20 protein-coding genes and 1 tRNA gene are annotated in these 19,149 nt (G+C 64.9%); 12 read left to right on the top strand and 9 right to left on the bottom strand.

The features are described from left to right. Positions 1-7: 7 nt before the first annotated feature. Positions 8-1,522, bottom strand: coding sequence for a threonine/serine exporter family protein (locus N912_RS54440; RefSeq protein WP_245645411.1), 1,515 nt, complete (start codon positions 1,520-1,522; stop codon positions 8-10). A 10-nt stretch (positions 1,523-1,532) separates the two neighbouring features. Then, a complete protein-coding gene (locus tag N912_RS0124785) occupies positions 1,533-2,195 on the bottom strand; it encodes a GOLPH3/VPS74 family protein (RefSeq protein WP_037066294.1) in 663 nt (220 codons plus the stop codon). 74 nt (positions 2,196-2,269) lie between these two features. On the opposite strand from N912_RS0124785, the gene N912_RS0124780 reads away from it, so the two are divergent. Together N912_RS0124780 and N912_RS0124775 are read left to right on the top strand one after the other, a co-directional pair. Further along, positions 2,270-2,344, top strand: a tRNA-Thr gene (locus N912_RS0124780). A gap of 541 nt (positions 2,345-2,885) precedes the next feature. After that, complete coding sequence (locus N912_RS0124775) at positions 2,886-4,373, top strand: hypothetical protein (protein ID WP_156993964.1); 1,488 nt, start codon at positions 2,886-2,888, stop codon at positions 4,371-4,373. 221 nt (positions 4,374-4,594) lie between these two features. On the opposite strand, the gene N912_RS63730 is transcribed toward N912_RS0124775, so the two are convergent. Beyond that, positions 4,595-5,134, bottom strand: a complete 540-nt coding sequence (locus tag N912_RS63730) for a hypothetical protein (RefSeq protein WP_156993962.1) — start codon at positions 5,132-5,134, stop codon at positions 4,595-4,597. Between the two features lie 1,218 nt (positions 5,135-6,352). On the opposite strand from N912_RS63730, the gene N912_RS67080 reads away from it, so the two are divergent. From N912_RS67080 to N912_RS0124760, 4 genes are all read left to right on the top strand, one after another. Continuing rightward, entirely contained in the window at positions 6,353-6,544 is a 192-nt protein-coding gene (locus N912_RS67080) for a BRO family protein (protein WP_084211163.1), read from the top strand. 400 nt (positions 6,545-6,944) lie between these two features. Continuing rightward, positions 6,945-7,202, top strand: coding sequence for a helix-turn-helix domain-containing protein (locus tag N912_RS0124770; RefSeq protein WP_028924503.1), 258 nt, complete (start codon positions 6,945-6,947; stop codon positions 7,200-7,202). A gap of 212 nt (positions 7,203-7,414) precedes the next feature. Beyond that, positions 7,415-7,600: a hypothetical protein gene (locus N912_RS0124765; protein WP_028924502.1), complete on the top strand. Its 186-nt coding sequence runs from the start codon at positions 7,415-7,417 to the stop codon at positions 7,598-7,600. 9 nt (positions 7,601-7,609) lie between these two features. Further along, on the top strand, positions 7,610-8,062 hold the full coding sequence (locus N912_RS0124760) for a hypothetical protein (protein ID WP_028924501.1): 453 nt from the start codon (positions 7,610-7,612) through the stop codon (positions 8,060-8,062). On the opposite strand, the gene N912_RS0124755 is transcribed toward N912_RS0124760, so the two are convergent. Further along, positions 8,055-9,281: an IS110 family RNA-guided transposase gene (locus tag N912_RS0124755; protein ID WP_028924500.1), complete on the bottom strand. Its 1,227-nt coding sequence runs from the start codon at positions 9,279-9,281 to the stop codon at positions 8,055-8,057. The genes N912_RS0124760 and N912_RS0124755 overlap by 8 nt on opposite strands. A 336-nt stretch (positions 9,282-9,617) precedes the next feature. On the opposite strand from N912_RS0124755, the gene N912_RS63725 reads away from it, so the two are divergent. Next, on the top strand, positions 9,618-9,911 hold the full coding sequence (locus N912_RS63725; protein WP_156993960.1) for a hypothetical protein: 294 nt from the start codon (positions 9,618-9,620) through the stop codon (positions 9,909-9,911). Positions 9,912-10,401: 490 nt separating this feature from the next. Beyond that, the gene (locus N912_RS0124735; RefSeq protein WP_028924496.1) at positions 10,402-10,785 is read left to right on the top strand and encodes a hypothetical protein; all 384 of its coding nucleotides are present in this window, start codon (positions 10,402-10,404) and stop codon (positions 10,783-10,785) included. A gap of 244 nt (positions 10,786-11,029) precedes the next feature. On the opposite strand, the gene ribD is transcribed toward N912_RS0124735, so the two are convergent. Then, entirely contained in the window at positions 11,030-11,911 is an 882-nt protein-coding gene (ribD, locus tag N912_RS62305; protein ID WP_084211161.1) for a bifunctional diaminohydroxyphosphoribosylaminopyrimidine deaminase/5-amino-6-(5-phosphoribosylamino)uracil reductase RibD, read from the bottom strand. A 22-nt stretch (positions 11,912-11,933) separates the two neighbouring features. Next, the gene (locus N912_RS67075; RefSeq protein ID WP_483826445.1) at positions 11,934-13,007 is read right to left on the bottom strand and encodes an NsdA family TPR-like regulatory protein; all 1,074 of its coding nucleotides are present in this window, start codon (positions 13,005-13,007) and stop codon (positions 11,934-11,936) included. A gap of 207 nt (positions 13,008-13,214) precedes the next feature. Here N912_RS67075 and N912_RS66495 point away from each other — a divergent pair, with 207 nt between their 5' ends. The 4 genes from N912_RS66495 (at position 13,215) to N912_RS0124710 (ending at position 16,095) form a co-directional block, all read left to right on the top strand. Continuing rightward, positions 13,215-13,340 carry a hypothetical protein gene (locus N912_RS66495; protein ID WP_281176290.1) on the top strand — a complete coding sequence of 42 codons (126 nt, stop codon included), beginning with the start codon at positions 13,215-13,217 and terminating at the stop codon, positions 13,338-13,340. Positions 13,341-13,760: 420 nt separating this feature from the next. Further along, the gene (gene tgmA / locus N912_RS0124720) at positions 13,761-14,000 is read left to right on the top strand and encodes a putative ATP-grasp-modified RiPP (protein WP_028924493.1); all 240 of its coding nucleotides are present in this window, start codon (positions 13,761-13,763) and stop codon (positions 13,998-14,000) included. 26 nt (positions 14,001-14,026) lie between these two features. After that, on the top strand, positions 14,027-14,971 hold the full coding sequence (locus tag N912_RS0124715) for an MvdC/MvdD family ATP grasp protein (protein ID WP_051580726.1): 945 nt from the start codon (positions 14,027-14,029) through the stop codon (positions 14,969-14,971). Continuing rightward, the gene (locus tag N912_RS0124710; protein WP_051580725.1) at positions 14,968-16,095 is read left to right on the top strand and encodes a protein-L-isoaspartate O-methyltransferase family protein; all 1,128 of its coding nucleotides are present in this window, start codon (positions 14,968-14,970) and stop codon (positions 16,093-16,095) included. Before N912_RS0124715 ends, N912_RS0124710 begins: the two co-directional genes overlap by 4 nt. Positions 16,096-16,195: 100 nt before the next feature. Here N912_RS0124710 and N912_RS0124705 read toward each other — a convergent pair whose 3' ends face one another. The 3 genes from N912_RS0124705 to N912_RS63720 form a co-directional block, all read right to left on the bottom strand. Beyond that, entirely contained in the window at positions 16,196-17,092 is an 897-nt protein-coding gene (locus tag N912_RS0124705; protein ID WP_211261372.1) for a tyrosine-type recombinase/integrase, read from the bottom strand. 311 nt (positions 17,093-17,403) lie between these two features. After that, on the bottom strand, positions 17,404-18,462 hold the full coding sequence (locus N912_RS0124700; RefSeq protein WP_037066280.1) for an XRE family transcriptional regulator: 1,059 nt from the start codon (positions 18,460-18,462) through the stop codon (positions 17,404-17,406). Beyond that, positions 18,459-19,103 (bottom strand): hypothetical protein, encoded by a 645-nt coding sequence (locus tag N912_RS63720; protein WP_064745374.1) that lies wholly within the window; start codon positions 19,101-19,103, stop codon positions 18,459-18,461. Before N912_RS63720 ends, N912_RS0124700 begins: the two co-directional genes overlap by 4 nt. Positions 19,104-19,149 lie beyond the last annotated feature (46 nt).

The following is a 19,149-nucleotide window of genomic DNA, read 5'->3' as shown; positions in this document are numbered from 1 at the left end:
ATGCAGCCTACTGGCCCCCGGGGCCCGGTGTGGCCGTTATCGGTGCAGGTGGTGTGCGCGGGTGGATCCGGCTGGTGAGCCATTCCCCGAACGCCACCCCGCCGGCCAGCGCCAGCCCGATGGCCAGCGCCACCATCACGGTGACCAGCCCGTCCGCCACGCCGATCACGGCCAGCTGGTAGAAGCCCCGGTACGCGGTGAGACCGGGCAGCAGCGGCGTGATGCCGGCCAGCGTGATCACCAACCGGGGCACCTCGAAGCGCCGGTACAGGAAGCCCGAGGCCATGCCCAGCGCGATCGCCGCGACCAGCGTGGACACCACCGGCTCGAAGCCGGCCTGCTCCATCAGCGTGTAGATGACCCATCCGCCCGCGCCGGTGCCGGCCGCCGCCGCCAGGTACCGCACCGGGGTGTACCCGGCCAGCGCGAACATCCCGGCGGTCAGCCCCGCCGCCACCGCGCGCACCGCCAGCGACACGTTGCTGGCCGGCAGCGGCGCGGCCACCGCCAGCTCCACGTCGAACACCAACGCCGCCTTCAGCCCGAGCACCGCCCCGGCGAGCAGCCCCGCCGAGTACATCGCGATCTCGCCGGCCCGGCCGGCGGCGGTCAGGAAGAACCCGTCGATGGCGTCGCGCACCGCGCTGACCACCGACAGCCCGGACAACAGCACGGTGATCGCGGCGGCCACCACGAACGAGGGCCGGGTGCCCGCCGGGAGCAGGTTGAGCATGATCAGCGCGGCGGTGATCACCGTGGCCAGCAGGGCGCCGGTGATCTGCTGGAAGAACATCGGCAGCCCGGCACGGTTGAGTAGCCTGCCGATCCGGTCGATCGCGCCGGTGGCACCGAACGCGACGGCCGCCGCCACCCAGTTCCCGCCCAGCAGCACGGCGATCGAGGCGGCCATGCCGGCCCAGGCCACGGTGGCCAGCCAGCGCGGATACGGGTGCTTGGCCCTGGTGATCTGGTCCAGCTCGGCGGCGGCCCGGCTCAGCGCCTCGGTGTCGTCCACGCCGGCACCGTCCTGCTCGCCGCTCAGTCCGTTGAACTCGCCGCGCTCGATCCGGTCGACCAGCCGGGACACCTCGTCCAGCCGGGTCAGGTCCAGCGACCGGTACCGCACCAGCCGCATGGTGGTCACCGGCGGGGCGACCATGCCTCGGTGGCAGCACATGGTGATCGAGGTGAACGTGATGTCCACCTCGCAGGTCGGCAGCCCGCCGGCGTTGGCCAGCCGCAGCATGGTCGCCGTCGCCTCGGCAACGCCCTCGCCGCTGGACAGCAGCACCTCGCCGACCCGCATGGCCAGGTCGAGCACCCGCTGCACCCGGGTGTCGTCCGGCACGCTCGGGCCCGCGGCGGGCGCGGTGGGGGCAAACTTCGTCTGGAGCGGGTCCGCCTCGGCGTCCGCGCCCGCCTGACCACCGTGCCGCCCCCACAACTGCAGCCGGCCGGCACCCTGCTCCGGGCGCAGTACTCCCCGCAGCCGCGAACGCGCTCGCTGACCGAACCGAGTCACGCCGGTGACATTAGCCGCCACTGCTCGACGCGGCGGCGGCATTGGCCGCGGAGATCGCTGCCACCGTGGCCGCGTGCGCCGCTCGGATCGCCTTGCGCACCGCCTCGGCCGCCCAGTCGCCCTCGGCCAGCTCCTTCAACCGGGCCTTGACCGCGCGCTGGTCGTCGTCCGGGAACACCCGCCGCCCGAGCCCGGCCGCCTGGATCAACCCGGCCAGCGCGGCCGTACGCTGATCCGGCTCGGCGCCGTCGACCACGGCCGCGCGCAACCGCCCGAGCGCCTGCTCCCTCGGCCCCGGGTCCGCGACCGGAAACCTCTTCCCGGGAAACACCCCGAGCACCCGTCGCGACTCCTCGGTCAGCACGCCGCTCTCGACCAGGCCCGCCAGCAACCGCCGCCGCGCCCCCTTGGACAGCCTGCTCACACAGGCCTTCGGCCGCCGCGGCTTCACCGCGATCTCCTCCAACGCGCCCGCCAGCACCGGGTTCCCCGGCGTCGACCCGCCCCCGGCGGCGGCGATCTCCTTCTCCTCGACCTCGAGGTACCCGTCCAGCGCCAGCTCGGTCAGCAACGCGCCACCGAGCGCCATGTCAAGCTCGGTACCCTTGCCGTGCGCGGTCCCATCGGGACGATAGGCGAGCAGCAGCAACTGCTCGGCGATCAGCTGTGTCATGCTGCCCACCGTAGGGGGACAGGGTGACATGATTTAACCCGGCGTGACGGCGCACCCGTACGCCCACGCCCGATGCCGGTGTAGCTCAGTGGCAGAGCAACCGCCTTGTAAGCGGTAGGTCGTCGGTTCGACCCCGACCACCGGCTCCAATACGACCTCTCACCTGCGACGATACATGAAGACCATGATCGTCGCTAGTGAGCGGAACACACTCATGACCTACCGCTTGTGGCCGGTCGGGTACTCCCTTCGGTCCGTCCCTCCCTAAGGCAGTTGCTCTGCCACTGAGCTACACCGGCATCCGTAGACCGGGCCACGATCGAGTCCTAGCGAGCCCCCAAGAGCCACCAGGAGGCCGCCGCTCCACCTGGGCGGGGCTACGTACATCGGCGCTCGGTGAGCGGTTCAGGGCGCCGATAGCGGGACCCGATACCGCTGCTCCGATCGCGTGCGGTGGGTAGCGGCTTCGGCGGCCTGTGCGATGAGTCCTGAGGTGGTGCGCGCTGGCTTCGCGTCGGGCGTGCCACGTGCCGGGCATAACGAACATGACCGGTGCAGTAGACGCGGAGACGGTCGAGAGGATCACGTCGGAGATGGGGTACCGCAAGCTGCGGGTGCTGAGCACGGGACAGCGACTCGAACGACTCTCATGGGAGTCCCGCGATGGCGCGTAGCGGTGAAAGAGTTGAGATGGTCGAGTCGCTGGCGCTGGCGGTGGTCCGTGCTGGCGGAAACGCACTCTTGATCAGTCCGGACAATACATCCGATGGGTTCGTGTCGATTCGGGATGCTGTTGAGTCCGGCCGAGCTTTCACGGTAGAGGTCAAGCGCGGCTTGATTGCTCTGGACCTGGATAGCCCGGAGCTAGTCGAACTGGGCGAGCGTGCCCGAAAGTTGTGTGAGGACTCCGGCCTTTCGACGCTCACAGTTGCCTCGGGTCAGGACGGACGCCGGCATCTCTTCGTTTGGGCCGGAAGTCAGGTCGAGGCGGTCACCGATCATCTTCGCGCGGAGGGGTTCCCGGGGGTTGCGTTCCGGAAGTCGATCCGGCCGCCGCTGGCTCCGCATCGGTTGGGCCTGGAACCGGCCCTCATTCGCCCTGAGAGCGTCGTGGAGGCCCTGGAGGTACTGGGACCGCCGGACAGGTTTCGGAACCTGTCAGATGCCGATATCCGGCTGATTGAGGAGGGCGACACCGAGGGGCGGTTCGACGGGAACCGCTCGGCTATGGCGTTGTCCATCGCTGCTCGGATGCGGTTGAGCGGCGGCAGTCTCGACGAGTTCCGGGCGGCGATGCTGAACCGGGACAACGCGGGTGGCGCCAAGGCTCACGAGCTGCAAGACCAGCGCCGGGACGTAGATGCGTTCTTGGTCCGGACCTGGGACAAGGCAGCGAACGCGGCGACGTTCGCGCCGGAACCGGTGGGGGATGTTGTCGGCAGCGTGGTCGCTGCTGTGCACGCGGCATCGTGGTCGGGGCGTAGCGGCCTGACCGATCGGGCGGTGATGCTGGCCCTGTGCTCGCTGGCCGTGGAGCACGGGACCAGGGAACCGACGTTCGGTGTCCGCCGGATCACCGAGGTTGCCCAGCTCGGCTCAGACCAGACGACCAGGAAGGCCCTGGCGCGGCTGGTGGCCGCTGGTTGCCTGGCTCGTATCGAGAATGGGCCACGGCAGGCGGACGGGTATCGGTTCAGGCGGGGGTCGGAAACTACCGCACTTGCTACCGTCCCCCCAGGAATAGAAGTAACAGATGCGGTGATTCCCGACCCGTGGGTATGGCATCCGGCCTTCAGGGCCGGATCGGGGTTGGGGAAGTCGGCTGGCCTGGTTTGGAGTGCATTACGCCGGCACGGTCCGCAGACCGTGCCCTCGCTGGTCGAGATGACTCATCGCGGCAAGACCACGGTGAAGGATGCCGTGAAGCGGCTGGCTGCCTTCGGCCTCGCAGAGAAGACCGAGGAGGGCTGGCGGGCAATCGGCGACGAAACCGACCTCGATCGGATCGCCGAGCAGACCGGCGCGGCCGACAAGGCGCGGCGGCAGGCAGACAGTCACGACCTCCAACGCTGGAGCTATCACCAGAGCGACCGTGGCGCCGCTGCACCCGATGTCGAACCTGATGACGAGGACGAGATCCGGCGCCGGTTCGAGGACGAGCACGAGCTACCGAGGTAGCGCTGATTCCGACCAGTGCATGGGCCAGACCACCGGCATGAAGGCGGTAAGCCAGGTCCGCGTTACCCGGTCATGGTCGGCCCGCTTACGGGTTCGAACAGCTGTCGTCTCTAGCAACTCATGCATGGTCTACGGACGCCCGCTGCCAAAGATTCACCGCATCAGTGCGACGACATGAGGAACACGAAGCTCCGAGCGGTCCAGGCGAGCAGATCAAACTATTACTTCCTGCCGCACGGATGGTATTCGAATGGATCGGGATTGTTCCCTCGGTACCACTCCCAGCTTCCTTCGGTGGACTTACTCAAGTCGGGATCGTCTGCACGAACAAGCCTCACGGCGGCGCCGCACACTTCATAGGCGTCCACTGGCATACTCGTACCGGTCGGTTCTTTATGCTGCTCGTCGCAATAAAACTTGACCAAGAAATTGAAGTGTCGTACCTTCGAGCCAATCTCCGCGACGTACTCTTTGCCGTCTGCGGGAATATCGAAATGTGCAGTATCTCCCGCAGTGGCGGACTTTCCGACGTCAACCCCCCATGTCTGCTTAAATGTGATCCCCACTGAAGCCTTTGCTCCCTCCGCTTCTGCGCCCAGCTCACCCGAAGTGCCAACTTCGGTTTGAGAATGAACGTCAATCTTTCGTGTCAGTGAGTAGTTCAAGTCCAACGGTCCAGCCTTAGGGCTATAGACTCGATTAAGAATGCCGCGTTCAGAGAAATCGTCCGATAACTTACGTACAAACTGCAACTCGGCCACAGGATTCCCCGACAGCTTTGCGTTCCAGCAGAAGCCCGAACTAGGTTGAGCTGGTACCCGCGCCGGAGGCGGCGACTGGGCGAATGACGGGCCTGGCACAGCGAACGTCGTGGCAGCGGCTACAACGCAAGCTAGCCCCCGGACGACGGCGAACGCTACGAGTGACATCACGGTCCCCCTCTCGGGCAGGCGCGCGACCTACCCGCTGAGTCCAAAATTGCAACCCTGCCCTCGGCAGGTTGCTTCCGATGCTTGTCGCCGACCTGTGGTCGGTGCGAGGGTCATCATCGTGCCAGACGTAACGATCCCGCAACGGCCATAACATGGTTTTGCCACGAGCCTCGAAGCTGACTCTTAAACGCATCACAGACAGATCACGAGCATCCTGCTGATCTTGTGCACGGCGTACAAGGTTCAACCTCGGGCTTGTACCTGACTTGCAACTGTCGCTTGCTTGAAGGCACCAGTCGACTAAACATTCGATCACCAACATCGAGGAAGAAGTAGATCCGGGGTGGAAGACGATCTTCTCCCGACGCCCCCGCACGTGCTCGGCCCGACCTGGCGCCGTAAGAGCGAGGGCTAAGGGCATCTGCACCGCTGACCCATGGGGGTGACTAGCAGGTTCCAGAGCGAGCGAGCCGGATACGAACTTGAGCCTCGTTACCACCGGTAACGAGCCCTTGAGTTTCCGCAGCTCAGGACTAGATGACCGGAAGTCATGTAGCTCCTGACATCGCAGCACCCGGTACCCGCTGGACTCCAGCCCTTCGCGGTGCCGAATGGCGACCCTCTCCCGCACGGCACGACAAGGCCATAGCGCGGGCAAGGCCGCATTCCGGAACTGGGCTAGCTTTCCTAGCTCAGCCCTGGGCTTGACGAAGATGACGTCAGCAGAACTGAGGTGATATTTACGGCGGACCGGCCTTACGGGGCCACGGCTGGCGCCTTCCAAACTGAACCAAAAGGTTTGGGTCAGACTTCAGTCCTGAGGCTGGCTGCTTCCGGCAACGAGCCCTTGAGCTTCCGCAGCTCGGGACTACCGGACCGAAAGGCCGTTAGGCTCTGACCTCGCAAAACGCGGTTCATGGATGCGTGACTTCAGGTCACCCATAGCCCGACCTCGGAGAACGCAGTGTCCGGTCGTCTCCCGGATGACGAGAAGGGGCGGACTACTGTTCCGACCCTGGCGGCGACCAGCCGGTTCCACGGCCACCGGTGAGCTGTGGTTCGTCCCCAAGGGACGTGTGCCACGCGCTCGGGTTCAGCAACGGCCGTAAGGCGATCCGAGACCACGTACGTGCAGATCAGGCCCACACGGAACGAATCGTTACGCCTGGGGACGTGGTACCGCACAGAGACATGACGGTGATCAGCGAGGCCGGGCTGTACTCGCTACCAAATGGGTGAAAATGATCCCGCGATGTCCCTGCAATCGGCCGATGGACACCCACTTACATAGTGAGGAGTGGGCGAGATGGAGAACCTATGGCCGGCAAGGTGGACGCCTCCCATTCGGAGTGATTCGTGTCACCGGCCTGTCACAAAGCTGCCCGGTCGACACCTACTGACTGAGTGAGGGGCAGGTCGGGCAGTGCGGTCCCCGTCACACGATGTTCCGCTTTAGCGTTTGGAACACCTCTAGATATGGGGAGGGCAAAGGCGGTAGTTGACCGCCGGTTAGATGCTCCTGCTCTGCCCCGGGTGTTCAGTTCTCGACTCCTCGCGTAGCGCCGGCCTTCGCCAGGCGCCGGAAGGGGTCTGATTCTTTGCGGTCACCTGACCGATGATGAGTACAGAAAGGATAGGCATGATGACGATCGAGCTTCCCGATGTGGAGCGCTCGGCGCTGAGTATCGGAGTCCAGCGAGCGGTAACCCGCTCGGGACTCAGCAAGATTGATTTTGCGAGACGCTGCGGGGTAAGCCCGTCAACGCTGGCCCTGTGGATCAAAGGCGCCACCGTCCCGACCGAGGCGAACCTGTCGAGGGTTGCCCGCCTGTTGGGTGTCACACAGGACGACCTCCGCGAGGGCCTTCCGAATCTGCTCCCGGAGAGTGCGGCATGACCGCCTGGTTGCGGAAGCTGCGTCGGCTGCTGCTGCCACCCCTGGACTGTGATTACTGCCGACGGGGTAGCACTCAGAGCCATCGAACCTAGCTCCCCGGTGTCCTACCCCTCGGAAGCCGAAAAAGTCGCTCAGATTCGCGTTCCGGGAAGAACGCGAGCCTGTGACCAGCGGCGCTAGAAACCCAATGTCCGGAATTTGGAAGGTGCACCATGCCGTCTAAGCGGCAAATCGAGCAGACGGTCACGTTGGTGGCCCGTGACGACATCCCCACCCTGTACGGCGTGACCGACCGCACGGCACGCCGCTGGACCGAGACCCTGAAGCCGGCGGGGGCTTACGTCAAGGACAAGAAGGCGGTGGCCCTCTACGCCACCGCTGACATCGCTCACCAGTAGGAGGCACACATGATCGACAACAAGGCTCATCAGATGCTCACGATCCGGCGGACCCGTGAGCTAGCTCAAACGCTGACCGCGATCGGCACCAAGGTGCCAGCCGAGCTCACCAAGGCGCTGAGCTTCGCCACGATCAAGCACACGCCAGGAGAGCCGACCCGGAAGGCGCTCAGCGCGCTCCAGGCAGCCGAGACCAAGCAGGACGTGGCGAAGGCCCTGGACGCGCTCGCGCTGGCCTACGCGACCGACTACGCCGTCACCCAGACAGTCGAGGAAGCCCTCCTCGCTGTCCAGCACCAGCGGGTGATGGTCGCCCTGGCCGAGCACGAGTACGACCTCTTGTCGTCCCTCGCTGCTGCGTTCAACGCCGTAGCCCCAAGCTTCGAGCAGGCTTGCGTAGGGCTCCCGGAGCTTGGCCAACCGAACCGGCTAGACACCCCATGGGCTTTGGTTGTCAAGTAGCGTTTTGTTGATCTTGATTGTGGTGTGCCCAGGCGGTGCGTTCGTCGTAGGTGGTGCCGGTTTTGAGGCAGCCGTGCAGGATGCCGACCAGCCGGTTGGATAGCTGGCGCAGCGCGGCGTGGTGGTTCGCGCCACGGCCGCGGAGCCGGTCGTAGTAGGCGCGCGCTCCAGGCGAGGCGTTCAGGGCGCAGAAGGCCTGCTGGTGCAGGGCGTCGGTGAGCCGGTCGTTGTGGATGAAGCGGGCCAGCACGGTCTTGCGCTTGCCGGAGGCCCGGGTGATCGGGCTGGTGCCGGCGTAGTTCTTGCGGTTGCGCGCGGTGGCGTAGCGGGTCGGGTCGTCGCCGAACTCGCCGAGGGCCCGGGCCGCCAGGATCTGTCCCAGACCGGGCTGGGACAGATAGATTTCAGCGGCCCGGGTCCGGCCAAAACACTGCTTCACCTGCTCTTCCATCTGCGCGATCTCGGTGTTGAAGGTGGCGATCACGCTGGCCAGCGACCGCACCGTTACCGCGTAGGCGGCGGCCACGGTCGACGGTTGGGTCAGCTGCTCGGCGCGCAACGCCGCCTGCATCGTCGCGGCCTTGCCCTCGACATCGCGGCGACGAGCACGTGTGAGCGCGCCGGCGATCTGCGCTCGCGACAACCTGGCCGCACGTTCCGGGTTCGGCGCCTTGGCCAGCAGTTCCAGCGCATCCGGCGCGGTCAGATCGTCGAAGGCATCCAGCGCGGCGGGGAAGAACTCGCGCAGCGCACTACGCAGCCGCAACATGTGCCGGTGCCGGTCCCAGATCAGCGTCTGATGCGCCCGCGCCACTACCTTCACCGCCTGTGCCCGCGCACTGTCACCGGCGACCGGGCGTAGCTGGTGGCGGTCGGTGCGCGCCATGTCGGCCAGCGTGTGCGCGTCCCCGGCATCGCTCTTCGCGCCCGAGGTGCCGTGCCGCTCCCGATACCGCGCCACCTGGCGCGGGTTGACCGCGTAGACCGTGTATCCGGCCGCGATCAACGCGGCCACCCAGGGACCGCGATCGGTCTCGATCCCGAGCGCCACCTGCTCCGGCTCGCCATCCTCAGCCAGATGCTCACCGATCAGCTCATGTAGCCGGGCAACACCAGCGATGCCCTCCGGCAGGCGAGCCCGCGCCACACGGCGCCCGGTCGCGTCCTGAAGCTCGACATCATGATGATCTTCAGCCCAGTCATCCCCCACGAACAGCACATATCCTCCAGGCGCTCTCCCAACCTGTCCCTGGCAGCGTGGAAGAGGAACACCAGCGGCCTAATGGATCAGTGCTCACGCCACACGAGCGGGCACGTCACCCCATCAGCGGTCTCGTCCTCCTCACGCCCAGCGGGGGCACGGTCTAGCCGTAGGCATCGGATGCCTGGCCGTATGAGTGCTCACCCGCCGGCCGCTACCGGACCCGAGTCTGCCCCGTGGCTTCCCCGGCACCTCCCATTAGGCCCCTTCGCGTACTCGCCGGAGGAGCACCAAGCCATCCAGGACAGCCAGCCGTTAGCGGCAGAGTTGCACGCGATCTACCGCCCGTACCGGATGCTCGGGACGATCCTCGGTCACCTGGATGAGAGGCACCCGCCGTTGCCCGAGGGCCTACCGGACTACGTGGAAGAGGTCTACCTCCTCGGCACGCCTCAGAACGACGGCCAGGCACAGCGAGCCGGACAGATGATCGGCGAGACCGGGCTAATCGACCAAGCCGAGGCTTACAAGCCGGTCATGCCGTTCGCCGCACTGCCGTTCAAGAACATTCCGCTCAAGCTTCGTGACCACCCGTCCGAGGCCCGAGAGGCCCGGATCACGCTCATGGAATCCGCACTAGTCAACTAAGGAGCACCAATGGATCTGCATCAGTACGTGATCGGTCAGCTTGAAAACGGAGAGGCCGAGTCGCGTTCTAAGTCGACAGAGTCGGACATCGCAATAGCTATAGAGGATATGGTGGCCGACTCTCGGCAGCGGTCTACGGTGACCTGTGAGGTCGTTCGAGATTTGTTCCTCGGGGAGCACGAGGAGCCGACCCCGTTTGACCGCTAGCACTTAGCGGCCTGACATAGCAGCGGTGTGCACTACTACGGCTTGCGTGTAGACCTGCTACGGACAGATGGTGCGCTGCTGTGGCACTGCATTGAGATAGTGTGCATTGGCCGCTTGACCATCGCGGATCTGTGCATTAGATTGACGACACAACCGCAAATGGTGATCGGCCCCCAGGGAGGCACCCCCTTGGGGGCCTTAAAGATCGGGCCGTAATGCGGCAGCCTGGTCCTGCGTGCGGTTGACCTTGTGATTTGGCCCTCGGTGGCCGATTGGATCAGTAATGAAAAGTAAACGTGCCCCGGCCGGACTAGGTTCGGCCGGTCGGTCGTTCTGGAAAGAGATCACCGAGCTGTACGAGCTAAGGCCCGATGAGCATCGGGTGTTAGAGCAGGCAGCGCGGGAGCTGGACCTGATCGCCCGTCTGGAAGCCGAGTTGGCCGAGGCGCCGACCATGGTTCGTGGGAGTCAGGGCCAGCTCGTGATTAACGGGATGATCCAAGAGCTTCGACAGCACCGGTCGGCGTTCACGTCCATGATGCGGTTCTTGAAGCTCCCGGACGAGGCCGAGAAGGAAGCTCAGAAGGCGGTAGACCGGTCGACGGAGATGCGGCGGATAGCGAACATCCGCCACGCCAGAGCGCGAGGGCTGGACCGTGGCGCGTAGACGAGATGGCCAGGCGGACGGCACGGGGATGGTCCCGGCCGATCTGCCGGACCATCTCCGCAACCCAACCGCGTACAACATCACCGACCGGTTCGAGGCATACTCCGCGTTCCGCAGGTATGCGCGTGAGCTTGCCGAGTGGACGCGGGAGAAGCGCGGCCGGAACGAGCCATGTCCTGACGTGCTGGAGCTGATGCAGGCGCTAGGCACCGACATGCCGGCGTGGTTTGCCTTAGCCGACGAACTATGGAGCGCCGCCGGACATAGCGTTAGCGCTATTTCGGACCGCATGACCTAATACGCCTGTGGAGGTTCGCGTGAACGAAGTCCACCGATAGCCGGTCGGAAGACAAGCCCAGTTTGCCACCTGCCCCGATGAACCAGTAGCGAGTGTGCTGTGAACCTCGATTCGATCGACCGCCTGGCCAGCTAGGAATGGCTCAACGAGGTCTGGAGGACCGAGGAGCAGCAGCGAGCGCACTCCGCTGGCGTACAGCGTTTCCAGGGTGGGATTGGGATCGTACGGCGACTGCAAGACAGGCAGGCGCATCACGTCGGGCGGATGGGCACCTGTTCTCCCCTCTTCCAGAGAAGATTCTGCCAAATTTAAGATCGCGTCGAACTGGTAGCGGCGTTCGTCGATGAATTTTTCATCGATGGGCCAGATGTCGTTAGTCGACACTTGGTAAGCCAGCGTGATGAATGGTCGGCGGTCTTCGAGTGCATCAAGCCATGGTCCAATGACCAGACGGGCCTCACCTGCGAGTACGCCAACGTCCACATTGATACCTGCTCGGCGCAACAACGCCACTCCGCCATTGCCGCGCGAGGTGGGATCTTTAAGAGCCACTATTACATTGGTGATCTTAGCGTCTATGATCGCTTGGTGGCACGCCGGGGTGCGGCCTACATGATTGCAAGGTTCGAGCGTGACTACAGCACTACCGCCACGCGCGCGGTTACCTGCGGCACGGAGGGCATGCACTTCAGCGTGTGACTCTCCTTTGCGTTCGTGATAGCCCTCGCCAACAATAGCGCCTTCGGCGTCGAGAATAACGCAGCCAACGGGTGGATTGGGGCTCGTGCTTCCGATACCGTGAGCTGACAGGAGAATTGCTCGACGCATGGCGTCTATGATTACTGTCGAGCTAGGCACGAGCCAACCTACGGTCAGCTAGTTCTTCCAAGAGGGAACGCACAGACTGATTCTTCTTGTGTGATCGAAGAGAAATGGCTAGTCGATGTATCTCGTCGGTAATTCTCGCCGAACCGGCCGCCTGCGCTGCCCGGAGCGATTGAGTAGCCAAGCTTGCTGCCTCAGCGGGCTGGTCTGCGGCAGCGTAGGCCGCAGCCATGCCGCTTAGGGCCGCAGCTCGGTCACGTTGATAAACCGCCGGCAATCCCGGCAAGGCTTGATCATAAACAGAGATAGCCCGTTTAGGCTGTCCGAGACTCACCATGCTGGCAGCCCTATTTATCTCGATGTAGCTTTCTGTGCAGAATGACCCATGCCCTCCGCGTGCATCTCCCGCCGTGTCGTCCGTGGCCCATGCATGAGCTTCCTCTAGGAGTCGCTGTGCGGCTCTTTCGTCGCCGTAGGCCGCATGTCCGCGAGCCTCTTGCACACGTATGGCGGCTCGCATGGGCGACGGCAGTCGAACCTCAGCCCGACGAGCAGTCTGGGCAAGACTAATTGCTTGAACCGCATCGTTAACCTGGCTGGCCAACTGACTGCGGCGAAAGAGGGTCCACGACTGCATTTTGAGGTCATCAGCCTCATAGGCCCACTCTAGAGAGCGACTGGTCCAGTAGCGGGCGCGAGACAGTTCACTAGAGTCTTCATACAGCCAAGCGGCGGACTCTGCGTATTGGGAACCAAGCCGGACAACGCGGTTCCGCAATGATCGAAGGTCTGTGGCCAGTAATGCCTCAATCGTGTTTATCTGATTGACCACACCGTTAAGGGCGAATCGTGGACCCAAGAGGTTGTCAGTCCTGACAAGCCAATGCCACTGTTCGCTCAGGTGCTCGGAAATCTCCTCAATCTGATCTATTGAATAGTCCGGGAGTTTATCGACCAGTAGTGTTGAGGTCTGCCCAGGCTCCTCGACTACCTGTGCCTTGGCTTGCTCCAACTCGGCGAGATCGAGACGGAGTACCTGTGCCAGGTAGGGCAGCCAGTAGTTGCCGGGGGTCCGATCCCCCCGCTCCCAACGGGACACGTAGTGCCGATCCAACGTCGTGCGCCCGGACTCTTCGATGAGCGCGCTTGCGAGGCGTGCTTGCGACCAGCCACGGCGCCGACGCGCCGCCGAGATCTTGACTCCGAAGCTGCTCACATCCGTTGGCCCCTCTGTGTGCCTCTGGCCCACATTATGGCCCACACTACGGGCACTCCTTCCGGTGATCACCAGCGGTGGACTGTCGGCATGCGCTCGAAGAGAGCTGGTGACTACCCCTCGGTCTGGGACTTCCTGAGCTACTACGTGACCAGGTGGCGCAGCGCTCGCGCGCTGCGTCGAGCCCGGCAGCGCGGACCGGTCGCCCATGGCTGAGCCGGAGGAGTGCACGTGCGGTATCAGCCCGAAACCGCCCGGCGACGGCGAGTGGTGGTGGCCCCAAGCCGACCCTGAACCCGGTCCAGACGTTCGCGCCGTGGTCCGCTACGGCGAGCACCCGTACATGAACCGAATCATCCGGACCAAGAGCGGATGGATCCCCCGCCATGGTCCCTACCAGCCGCAGCCGTGGCGAGAGGTTGGTCTTTGCTCGGCAGGCAATTGTCACCCCGTGGTTCGCGCGAAGGTGCTTTAGAGGGGACGTGACGGATGAAGCCGCTGAGCGTGTTGAAGATTCGGCTGTGGTCGTGCAAGCAATGGCTTCTCGGTTCTTGCGAGATGGTTTGGGCGATGCTCAAGCGAAACTAGCCGCGTTGAGGTTATCCCGGTAGTGATGTCCGATAAGGAGGAGAGTAGATGAGTATCGATGCCGCACTTGAGCCGTTCGGGCTGACGTTCCGTGATCCGGTGCCCGCTGATGCCCAGGTGTCCGAGGCTCTGCGGACGGCGGTGTATGACCAGCAGCGGCAGATGGCGATGTTCAACGGTCGGCCGTTGTCGGAATTGACAGCAGAGGAGCGGATGCAGAAGTCCGAGCCTACGGAGACCGACGGGAAAGATCCGATCGCGGTCGATACTGACCCGTTCTACGACTAGCGATGACGTGTCGTCACGGTCCGCGGGTGCTGGTCGTCACGGCGCCCGTGGACCCCACGGCCGACATGGTGCTGACCCACCTGGAAGCCGACGGGGTTCCGTTCCTGCGTCTAGACGCGGCACAGTTTCCCACGGTCGTCAGGCTGACTGGCGAGATCGGGGCAGGCGGACCGTGGAGCGCTCGACTCGACGGCGTGCAGCTCGACACGGTGGAGGCGGTGTACTACCGGCGGCCGGGGCGGTTCGAGTTCGACACGGCGATCCCCCTGGACATGATCGAGTGGTGCGAGGGCCAAGCCCGGTTCGGGTTCTGGGGTGTCCTCGAATCGCTGCCCGCTCGGTGGATCAACGCCCCGACCGCTGTGCATCGAGCCGAATACAAGCCGCGCCAACTCGCTCACGCCGTGAACGCCGGCCTGAGCATCCCGGACACACTTGTCACCAACGATCCCGATGCCGTGGCGGAATTCGCCGTCCGTCACCCGGACGGGATCATCACCAAGACGCTTTACGCCCGGATGCCCCGAACCGAGGCCGGCCACCTGTCGGGAGTGGTATACACCAACACCGTGCCCCCGCAGCGCTACCGCGATCCCACGATCGCGGCCACCGCGCACCTTTTCCAAGCCCAGCTCAAGAAGCGGTTCGATGTCCGCGCCACCGTCGTTGACGGACAGGTCTACGCCGCGCGAATCGATAACCTGGGTGAGCTGGACTGGCGCCGCAGCCACCGCAAGATCACATACCAGCCATACGAACTGCCTGACAGCGTGGCCGCCGGAATCCACCGCCTGATGGCCTCGCTCGGCCTCGTATTCGGTGCCCTGGACTTCGTGGTCACCGACCAGGCAGACGAGACCCATCAGTTCATCGAAATCAACCCCAACGGTCAATGGGGCTGGATTGAGAACCACACCGGACAACCCATCTCCCGCGCTCTCGCGGATGCTCTGAAGGGCGACCTGTCATGACCAACCCGCCGGCCACCAACAACGCACGCAGCGTCAGCGTCGACACCGAGCAGACGCGCGACCTCCGTACCCGCATGGTTGACGCGTTGGTCAAGGACGGCTCGCTCACCGACGAGCAATGGACGGCGGTGTTCCTCGAAGTCCCCCGACACGCGCTCGTACCCGAGTACTACGAGGGCGGCACCCACATCGCCGGGGAGACCAGCCGCGATGCCTGGCTACAGGCGGTGTACTCGGACACGACCCTGATCACCCAACGCCAACACGGCGCGCCCAGCTCATCCGGCACCATGCCCAGCCTGGTCGCCACCATGCTCGAAGCGCTCAACGTCGAGGACGGTGACCGGGTGCTCCAGGTCGCCACCGGCACCGGCTACACAGCCGCGCTGCTGTGCGAACGCCTCGGTTCGGCCAATGTCACGAGCATTGACGTGGACCCGGACCTCACCGCCGCCGCGTGGGAACGGCTGTACCGCTGCGGCTACCAGCCCACGATCATCACCGCAGACGGCAACCACGGGTACGCGCGAAACGCTCCTTACGACCGGTGCATCGTCACCTTCGGCGTGACCCGCGTCCCGCCGGCCTGGATCGAGCAGACCCGAACCGGCGGCACCATCGTGGCGCCGGTCTGCAACGGGCTGGCACAGCTCACCGTCACCGGCCCCCGCACCGCACAGGGACGGTTCATCGGAGCGGGGTACTTCATCCGCCACCGCGAGCCCACCCCGGCCCCACAGATCAGCCCACCGGCCCCGTTGGCCGAGCAGCCGACATGGCCGGAACGGACCACCGACCTACCGAGCAGCGTCTACTACGACGCGAACTTCCGGTTCGTCCTCAGCTTCACCCACCTCGACCTCGTACCCGCGTTCCGCGACGGCAACCTGTACGACCTGACCCTGATCGCCCCGGACGGCTCGCACGCCCACATCACTCCCGACGGGCAGCTCACCCAAACCGGACAACGCCAGGTCTGGGACGACATCGAGCGGACACACGCGACGTGGCAGGACCTCGGAGCACCCGCACGCGAACGGTTCGGCCTCACCGTGACCGCCGACGACCAACAGGTCTGGCTCGACAGCCCCGAGAGCCCTCACCGCTGGCCGCTCCCCGCCTAGTGCAAGCCGGTGGCTCGACGAGCCGACATCGGCACGACCGGCTTGTACGAACACGAAGAGGCCCCCTCTCCGGTCCGGAGAGGGGGCCTCTTGAGTCCAACTACAGCCGGTCCCCGAGCGCTGCCCTTCGGTGGGCTGCCCGCGCTCGTTCATCGGCTGCTGATGCGCCGTAGATTTCCAGCATCCGCCGACTCTTCCACCCGCAGAGCCGCATGAGATCAATCTCCCCGTTGCCGTCCGCGAGCCAGCGGTGGGCGAAGGTGTGCCGGAACTTGTGCGGGTGGACGTTCGGGACGCCCGCTTCCTTCGCCCTCCGCTTGAGCATCAGGCGAACCGAGTCAGGCTGTAGCGGGCCGACCTTGCCTAGCCACAGCTTCGGAGATTCGGCGTGCGGGTCCCTGGCTCGCTTCCTGAGGTAGCGACGTAGGGCTTCCGCCGTCTTGGTCCCGAACGGGATGATCCGGACCCTGCCGCCCTTGCCGACCACGCGAACTGTCTGGAGCTTTAGATCAACATCCTCCAGTCGGAGCTTGGCGATCTCCGCACGCCTGGCACCGGTATCGATGAACAGGCGGATCATCGCCATGTCCCGCCGCTGGTAGAAGTCCGTGCCTTCGCATACGGACAGAAGTGCCTTGAGCTGATCTTCTGTCAGTACGTCGACCGGCTTCTCGGCGACCTGCGGCGCGCTCATCCTGGCGAACGGGTTCTCGTCGATCTCCTTCTCGACCTCGTGCAGCCACCGGTAGAGCTGCTGCACGGCCCGGTAGTGCTGCGACACGTACGCCTGGCTGAGCTTCCGCCCAGGCCGGCGCCGGTTCGGTCGGGAAGCTAGGGCGGCAACCCACGCCTCCAGCTCCTTACGACCCGCCTCGGTCGGGTCGCCACCGTCTAGGTAGTCGGTCCACGACTCGGCCGCCTGCTGGTAGACCTCGACAGTTCTCCGGGCCTTGCCGGCCGCCTGGAGGTGGCAAACCCAGTCCTCGATGATCGACACGATGACCTCTCAACACTCGGATTTGGGTCGAGAGGTCGTGCTTGTTTCCGCAGGTCAGGTGACCGTACCGCTCGTTCGATCTTGTAAGCGGTAGGTCGTCGGTTCGACCCCGACCACCGGCTCCACGCCTGACCAACGCAGACGTTGCCGGCGAGATCAGGGCGGCAACGGCTCCGTCTCAGTTGCCGTCTCAGTCCTGTTCCGTTCGCTGCGCGGCGGGTCGGAGCCGGCCGCGCAGCGAACTGGCCAGAAGACCGCAGTGACCCCCGATGTGACGACGGCCCAGCGCGGCCCGGGCCGGGACTCGGTACTTACACCGCGCGTAGGTGTTTGCCGGGGATGGTAAGCATGGTGTTGTGCTGCGGGCTGGCGTAGCCGGCGACACGCGCGACATCCTCGGCGGAAAAGCCCTTGTCGCGCAGTGCTTCGGCGATAACGGTGGTGAGTTCGGGTTGTTCGGCGCGCAGTTCGTCGCTGATGGGTTCGCGGGTGCGCCAGCCGAGCCGGCTGAACTTCTTGTACAGGGCGCTGCGCTGCTCGGCGGTGATGGTTTTGAGCTGGTGGGCGCGTTCGACCAGAGCTTGCATGGACACGCCCCACTGGCGTTTGAGGTCGGCGAGCCGGCCCGGGTCCAGGTTCCGTAGCTGCGGGCGGATTACCTCGGCGGGCATGAGGAACTCGGCGGCGAATGCATTGGCCTCCTGTTCGGGGGCATCGCCTACGAACTCCGAGTGCAGACACAGGTGAGCCAGCTCGTGAGCGAGGGTCCACCGCAACCGGTCGACCGGCTGGCGTGCGTTGAGCAGCATCACGGGGTGGTCACCGATCCACTGGGACAGCCCGTCGACCCTCGGCGTGCCGAAGTCCTCGACGATGACCACACAACCGGCCGCCTCGACCCAGCCTGTGAGGTTGTTCACCGGCCCGACGGGCATGCGCCATTGCATGCGAGCCAGGCGCGCGGCGTCGCGCGGATCGGTGTCGAACGGGTCGAACGTCGCGATGATCTGCTCGGCGTGCAGGGAGACCTGTTCGAACAGCGCGCTGACGTGCATCCGGTACTCGTTGAGCCGGGCTTCCTGACGTCGCCATACCGTGGCCTTGGCCGATGCCCGCCGACGCATGTGCGCGTCGACCGCCGTCGCCCCGCGCAGCCTGCCGGCGTGACGCAGAAACTCAGGGGTGACGCCGAGAACCTCGGCGATCCGCTCGAGCATCTCCTCGTCGGGTTCTCGCTCGTCGTGCTCGTAGCGGTTGATCGTCGGCTGGCTCACGCCGAGCAGGCTGGCGAGATCTTCCTGGGTGTAGCCACGCGCAAGCCGCAACGTGATCAGCACCTCGCCGACCGCCGTCCCCGCCGCTGCTGTCATGACTGATCCGACCCCGTACCGTTCTCGTCGCGTGCCTCATCCTCACTCTGCAAACTGATACTCGGAAGGACCGGTCCGGGAGTGGTGGGCTGAGTGACCGTACCGCCGCCAATACCTGTGTGCGGGGTGAGTGGCAGGGTCCACAGCACATTGTCCCGGCCATCACGTAGCGTGATCAGTGGCCCACCCATGGCGCGCGTGTCGGCGTCCCACTCGTACCCGGCTTCTAAACGCACTTCTCCGTAGCCAGGGAATGTCTGGTTCGGACCCTGCAACTCAAAATCGATCACTGTCTGGGTCTGATAGCTGCTGGTCGATCCGTCCAGGTGGTGCCGCTTGAGGCGCAGCAGGTAGGACAGCCGGTGCTCGGACTCCACACGGATCGCCAGCTCGCGCACCGGGTCCCTGTCGATGATTACCACATGCGGCGCCTCGTCCAACGCCTTGGCGACAGCGGCCCACATCCAGTCGTGGATCAGACTGGCCACCGTCCGCTTCGTGTTGCTCGCCAGCCAGTCCGGGTGTTGCTGCTGGTAGATTCCGAACTGCTCCTTCGCGTGCGCGACGCCGAGACTCACTGCGTCGAGAACCTTGTCACCCAACTCGGCCTTGACATCTTCGGGCGAAGGATGCGGAATCATGCCGGAAGATATACCAGCATGATCCACCCTTCACACCCGCCTAAAC

The sequence above is a fragment of the Actinospineispora acaciae DSM 45401 genome, from assembly GCF_000620785.1.
Taxonomy (GTDB): Bacteria; Actinomycetota; Actinomycetes; order Mycobacteriales; family Pseudonocardiaceae; genus Pseudonocardia; species Pseudonocardia acaciae.
The sequence above is the reverse complement of the archived record's forward strand: the minus strand, read 5'-3'. Positions and strand labels throughout refer to the sequence as shown.